The 6,796-nt window shown below is 37.2% G+C and carries 5 protein-coding genes; 2 read left to right on the top strand and 3 right to left on the bottom strand.

What is annotated here, in order from left to right; translation table 11 throughout:
• Both IJS99_00700 and IJS99_00705 read right to left on the bottom strand, forming a co-directional pair.
• Positions 1 to 518, bottom strand: a 518-nt coding sequence (locus IJS99_00700; protein MBQ7560338.1) for a YidC/Oxa1 family membrane protein insertase, incomplete at its 3' end; no start/stop codon positions are given.
• Positions 518 to 1,618 carry a CDP-glycerol glycerophosphotransferase family protein gene (locus IJS99_00705; GenBank protein ID MBQ7560339.1) on the bottom strand — a complete coding sequence of 367 codons (1,101 nt, stop codon included), beginning with the start codon at positions 1,616 to 1,618 and terminating at the stop codon, positions 518 to 520. The genes IJS99_00700 and IJS99_00705, both read right to left, overlap by 1 nt.
• Before the next feature lie 293 nt (positions 1,619 to 1,911).
• Between IJS99_00705 and mnmG the strand changes: the two genes are divergently transcribed.
• Together mnmG and IJS99_00715 are read left to right on the top strand one after the other, a co-directional pair.
• The gene (gene mnmG, locus IJS99_00710; GenBank protein ID MBQ7560340.1) at positions 1,912 to 3,804 is read left to right on the top strand and encodes a tRNA uridine-5-carboxymethylaminomethyl(34) synthesis enzyme MnmG; all 1,893 of its coding nucleotides are present in this window, start codon (positions 1,912 to 1,914) and stop codon (positions 3,802 to 3,804) included.
• Positions 3,779 to 4,246: a DUF721 domain-containing protein gene (locus IJS99_00715; protein MBQ7560341.1), complete on the top strand. Its 468-nt coding sequence runs from the start codon at positions 3,779 to 3,781 to the stop codon at positions 4,244 to 4,246. Before mnmG ends, IJS99_00715 begins: the two co-directional genes overlap by 26 nt.
• Here the strand turns inward: IJS99_00715 and IJS99_00720 are convergent.
• The coding region (locus tag IJS99_00720; protein MBQ7560342.1) for a YidC/Oxa1 family membrane protein insertase at positions 4,240 to 6,796 on the bottom strand (2,557 nt) is incomplete at its 5' end. The two genes, IJS99_00715 and IJS99_00720, sit on opposite strands and share 7 nt — an antisense overlap.

Below are 6,796 nucleotides of genomic sequence, written 5' to 3' on the forward strand. Positions count from 1 at the left end.
ACTCTTTCACGTTTTGTAAATTTCTTAGTCGTAAGAGTCGCTAAAATATTAAAAAATGTCATCAATATCGGCAATATATTAATTCCAGCTAATAAAGCATCAGGCTTTGATAAATCTTTTATCCCGAAAAATGACACTCCTTTGAGAATCTCAAGCTCAGACAGCATTATATAAGCAGCCATTAACGGTAAAAGCTGCACAAATAAATCAAGCCCGGATCTTATCGCATAAATCGGATTATATGAATATCTCTTATAAAGCGCGCTTAATTCCTCGTGCTGTTCGACTCCGTGAAAATTTTGTTTTATCTCGGCAATCTGAGGCGATAAAATATTTTGTATTCTGCGTTCCTTGTCCTGAATTCTTGAAGCCCATAAAGTAAACGGCCTTAACAATATATTCATTACGACTGAAAGAATCATTAACGAGATTCCCAGATTTCCAGCAAAATAATTTATGTATAAATAAATCGAGCGCAATATTATAATTAACGGCTCAATGAAAATATTATACAGCATTATTCTTGACTCCCTTCTTTAGCTTTGCTGATTAAATAGTCCGCTATGTGTTCGCCAGCTGTGCCTAAGTTCGCTATGTTCTCTCTAACAAATTCGCTGATTGATGAAAGATTTTCGGATTTAAGAGAGTCTCTTACTATTTCAGAAATATTATTTATTTCACTGGCTTTAATGGGCACGCATAATTTATCAGCAAGTGATTTCATATCATCGGGAAGTTCGCTGATTTCAAATGAGTCAAGATTCTGGGCTTTGACTTCAAGAGCTATAACGGGTCTCTCATAAATTACGGCGTAATCAACTTTTATCGCTGAAGTGTCAGAAATTAACAAATCTGCTCGTGATAGAGACTCTGCGGGGCTTTGATTATAGTCCCATTTTGCACAGGGTAAAGAGTCAATTAATTTTTTTGCTTTATCGAGTAATTCGGGCTCGGCCTTTCTTGACTGAGGATGAGGGCGGAAAATTATATCATAGTCGGCCGCTAAATCTTTTATGAAGTCAAGACTATAATATGACATAAAGCCTTTTTCACCCCATGACGGCGCAATTAAGATAACTTTTCGGGGATTTTCAGGTTTTGCGAGCTTCTCATTATATAATTTGTCCCAGTAAGGCAGGCCAAGCGAAATTAATTCTTTTTCCGGCAATTTTCGCAAGTTCTCAATAAATCTTATAGCGGGCTGGACATAATCTCCGGGAGTAAGAATAATATCATAAGAATCTAACGCAAATTTTTTGTAATACGCTATTCCTACTGGATCATGGAAAACATGAGCTAAAATTTTTGTATTAGCCGGTCTCGGTAAGCCATAGCCGGGAGTCCCTATATTCGGAGTAGTCGCAAGCATGATTTTGCAAGAAACTTGATTTAGACGGGCATATGCTGCACTGCCTTCACCGATATATTTTGCTGTCATTAATTTATTGCGGATTCTCAAGGCCGGATCTTCTAAATCCATTGTGTAATAAGTAAATGCTTGATTCTTTGCGATTAAGGCGTTAATTATCGGCTCAAAAGTATTCCAGTAATTGCGCCCCTCTGAAAAAATTACTATTTCGCTTGAAATTTTCGAGTCCTTGTGAGTCTTCCCTGTCAATCTATAATAAAGACTCCGAATTGCAAACGCGCTCACACTCACAAGAGTTACAGCAATATAAATTAAAGCATTCCCCGCGCTGGGATCAAGATACGCCGCCGCAGTTCCGGGACTCGCGAAAATCAGCGCAAATGCAGTAACAGCAACGTACCCCCCCCCCCCCTAGTAAATTTACGTATAAAATTGTGCATGAATTAAATCACCTTCTGAAAAATTTTTATAAATTATAACTTGTTTTCTCGCTGTATAATACACTAAAAATTTTAGAGATTTTATTTTATTCGGAGGAATTAATAAATTTGTTTCGAGATTCATATGACGTAATTATAATAGGAGGAGGCCACGCAGGCTGTGAGGCTGCTTTATCATCTGCAAAAATGGGCTGTAAAACTTTAATGCTAAATCTAAATGTCGATAACACAGCTTTAATGCCCTGTAATCCTTCAATCGGAGGCCCCGCAAAAGGCCACTTAGTTCGTGAAGTCAGCGCACTGGGAGGCGAACAGGCTAGAGCAGCAGATTATTCTACGTTAATGATTCGCTGGCTGAATACTTCAAAGGGTGCGGCGGTTCGTGCTTTGCGTGCTCAGTGCGACCCTGGATTATACAGCACTTATTACAGGAAATTATTGACTACACAAAAAAATTTAGACATAAATCAAGACGAGGCCATAAAAATTTTAGTGCATAATAACAAGATTTCAGGCGTTGAGACTCGGCACGGGGCAATTTATGAGACTCTTGCATTAGTGATTTGCGGAGGAGTCTATATAGGCTCAAAAATTTTCGTGGGAAATAAAAATTTCAAGTCCGGACCGATGGGACAAAATAACGCTGAAAATATATTAGACTCACTTCACGAACTCGGCATAAAAACAGGCACAATGCGAACGGACACAACCCCGCGATTAAACATTAACACTATAGATTTTTCACGGGCGACTCCTCAATTGTCAGAAAATGAGCCTTTATGCTTTGATTTCTTTACCGAGCCTAAAATTTATAATAATTCAAATTATGCCTGCTATTTTTCACGAACGACTGAAGAGACTTATAATATTTTGTCGCGAAATATAAAACGTTCGCCGCTCGTAACAGGTGATGTGAATTCGCACGGCCCCCGCTATTGTCCATCTATTGAAGATAAATTTTTGAGATTTCCGAATCATATAACGCACCCGATTGTATTCGAGCCTGTTTCGTTAAATACTAATGAAGTTTACGTGCAAAATTTTTCGACGAGTCTGCCCTATGATGTTCAAGTCGAAATGATTCACTCTTTGCCAGGTTGTCAGAACGCTAAAATCATTAAGCCCGGTTATGGAATCGAATATTATTATTTATTGCCGGATCAATTAAAGCACTCACTTGAGAATAAAAATATTTCCGGCTTATTCTGTGCCGGCCAAGTAAATGGGACTTCAGGCTATGAAGAGGCAGGCGCGCAGGGTTTATTAGCTGGTATAAATGCGGCTTTATTCGTGAAGGACTCAGAGCCTTTGACTCTAACTCGTGATAATAGTTATCTCGGAGTCCTTATTGACGACTTGACCACGAAAAGCACCGACGAGCCATATAGAATGCTGACGAGCCGCTGTGAACATAGATTGTTATTGCGCTGGGATAATGCATTGCACAGGCTTTCAGATTTAGGACGTAAAGCGGGCTTAATTGATGACTCAAAATGGGAATTGATTCAAGAGAGATTTTCACGTGAGAATCAAGAATTTACGAGATTAAATAATTCAAGATTGACTCCTTCAGACGAGATTAACAAAATTTGTGAAGAATATAACGCAGAAATATTAATAAATTCAATCAGTCCGGCAGAATTCTTGAAACATAGGGGCGTAAGATATGAGCTGATTAATAAAATTTGTCCGAGCGATAAGAATTTAACCCGTGAAGAAATTTCGCACATTGAGACCGAATTACGTTATACAGGCTATTTAGAACGAGAAAATAGAGTCGCTGACAGAATGAAAGACTTTGACAACGCGAAAATTCCCCTAAATTTTGATTATGACTCAGTAATAGGCTTAAGATCTGAATGTCTGCAAAAATTGAAACACTTTAGGCCTGAATCACTGGGACATGCTTTGAGAATTTCGGGCGTGACTCCTACAGACGTGCAATTAATTTCGGTTATACTCGCAAGAAATGAACGACGAAAAAATAAATCTTAATATAACCCGGCTATTTCCCGAAGTAGTCATGAGGCTAAAAATTTTAGAAGCGTTAAAATCTTCTTGGCCTTCAATCGTGGGAGCAGCTGCAAAACATTCAGTGCCGTATGATTTAATTCTTGATAATTTGTACGTCGCAGCAGAGAATCAACACACCGCGCAAATGATTCAAAATATGCGGGGGAATATCACGCGGGCATTAATAACGCGCTATAAATATAATGAGAACGCAAAAATTAACGTGATTATAAGACTTGGCCGGCCTCCTGTCATGAAAGCAATAATAAAACCTGCTCAGGATAACGCGAAATCCCAGCAGGCAGTTATTATTAATGACGAACAAGTTAATAAATATATTTCGGAATGTCCGGAAGATTTGCCCGATGATGCAAAATTAGCGATTTCACATTTACGGGCATATCTTGAAAATATGAATTATTGAATCCTAGTCCAGTTTTCAGGCTTGAACATTGAGCCTTTGACCTGATAGACTCCGCCGTCAAGATTGAAGAGTTTTTCATTTCCATTAGGCGGGACAATAGAACGACCGCAAAAAATTCTGATTCTGTCAGAGCTGCTCAAATTTTTTAACTCGTCGAGCGTGTAGAACACTTCATGTTTAGCGATTCCAGTTATTAACAATGCCGGTGTGTCTTCAATTGACATAAACGAGTCAGACGTGATTAAATCTCCGTGCGAGTCAAAATCTTTAAACATTAATAATGCGTTAGGACACCCGTTATAATTATCGCGATTCAAATTTTGATTCAATTGCCAGCTGTCTCCGAAATCATGATCTGACACGAGAATAATTCTCGTATTGTCGTAAATGCCTTTAGATTTTAGACTCTTCACGAAATCAGCAAGAAATCTTAAAATATGAGTCTCCGTATAAAGATGTTCGGGGAATAGTCCGTCAACTAGAATAAATTGTCCTTCTGTTAATGGATATGGATCTGTAACAGGCTGCAACGAGTCGGGCTGCATGAACCATAAAGGATGAGAGAGGGAATTATATATAAATTTGAATGCCGGTTTATCGTCGTCAACTTGTATAAAATCTCCCATAAATTGCAATGACGCTAAATCAGGTAAAAACGATTTCGCAAGAGTCATTTTAAGCACCTGATTTGATACGCCCCATGTCCAGTTGCCGTTATTATAAAGTGTTTCTCTTATGCTGAATGGAATACTCCTAAATAATGATAATATAAGCAAAAATTTTGATATGTCATTGCTGTCTTTCATAGCGAGGGGGATATTATTTTTTCCTGCCCAGTCCAGCCAGTAGGGAACATAATCAGCCTGCCATTCATGAGAGCCTAGAGTCATAACTGATTCAGTGTGAATTAATTTATTTATATAATTTGCATCATTCGCTGATAACATAGGAGCTGTCATAATTACGTCATAATCTTTGCTTGTAAAGATATTCGGCAAAATTGAGAATGCTTCAGAATATTTCTCTCTTATTGTTATGTCCGGTCTCTCGTTTAGAATACTGGGCTTATAATTTGATCCGCCGTAAATTGAAGGTGTTGAGTAAAAAGTTGCTGACCCTGTCGCAAGTGTATCAGGAAAATAAATAAATCCGTCTAAATCTTTCACGAGTTCGGGATGTTGAGCTAAAATTTTTATGACATGATCCCCAGTGAATCCATCAAGAAATAAGCAGATTACATTTTGCCCGGTCCTGCTAAATCTCCAGAGCCTATTATGATAATCAGGAAAATTTATACTTTCTGCGATTTGTGATTTATTATCGTGCCTAATGTTAAAATAACAGTAAACGCTGACTCCGCACATTGCAAACGAGATTAATATAAACGCTGTAATTAAATGCTTGATATATTTTCGCCATACACATAGAATCATTATAATACAAGTTATTGCGAGACTTATAATATCGCGGATTATAGCCCGTTTGAATGTCATCATAGTTGTATTAATTTGCAGCGCGTTAATATTTCCGTAACTCTCAGTCAGCACGAACGAATTTATAAACGCTGTACACACAAGAAATGCTGCTATAAACGCAAAAATATTTTGCAGTAATTCAGGAATTAACGGCCATATAAGAATTAGCGCAAATAATAAAGTCATTCCGTAAGTGCTGACTCCTGTAACAGTGTCAATAAATGAATCAAGAAAGAAATCAGGATCAGTGAGATATAATAATGACGGGTAAAACACGCAGATAAATATCACGCAGAATATTAACGACGAGAAAAACAGCGAGTTTTTACGGCCATTAGTTAAACGTGAAGCAAACGAGAATAAATTTCTCCCGCTTATAGTCAGGATAAACGCGAACACTCCATAAGCAAATAACATGACTGAATAAATTAATGCGTTCCTGCGTGAGAATAATTCAAGCGAGAATAATACATATTTTATATAGCACAAAACAAGAATAGTACTCAATGCAAAATAAAAAGTTTTCGCTGTTAATTCACTGATAGTAAAGCCGTTCGCTAAAAATCTAGTATATAACATCCATACAAATATAAATGTTAATATGAAAGCCGCTGAATATACCTGATGAAGTCCTATAATTTCACTCAACTGCCAAAAATATTTATTCGCAAATGTATCATAAAATTTTAATAATAAGCTCCCTAATATGCACAACGAACTCAAGAATATAAACGTGTTTATAAAAAATTTCTTCCAGCCTTCAGACTCAAATCTATAATTCATGAATCCTGAAATCTTTTCACCGCTTATTATTCCGGAAATATCTATATTTTTCAGCAGCATTATAAAATTATTAGTCGTCCAGTAAATTAATAAAGCCGACGGAGCATTATATAACATGACAAGAAATAACGCAGCAATCACGAACGCCTGCACTCTTTCACGTTTTGTAAATTTCTTAGTCGTAAGAGTCGCTAAAATATTAAAAAATGTCATCAATATCGGCAATATATTAATTCCAGCTAATAAAGCATCAGGCTTTGATAAATCTTTTATCCCGAAAAATGACACTCCT

Source organism: Synergistaceae bacterium (assembly GCA_017444345.1).
GTDB lineage: Bacteria > Synergistota > Synergistia > Synergistales > Aminobacteriaceae > JAFUXM01.

What these genes read in the sequence shown, in the direction of transcription:
- IJS99_00715 (MBQ7560341.1), top strand. Translation starts at nt 3,779, where the DNA reads ATGAACGACGAAAAAATAAATCTTAATATAACCCGGCTATTTCCCGAA.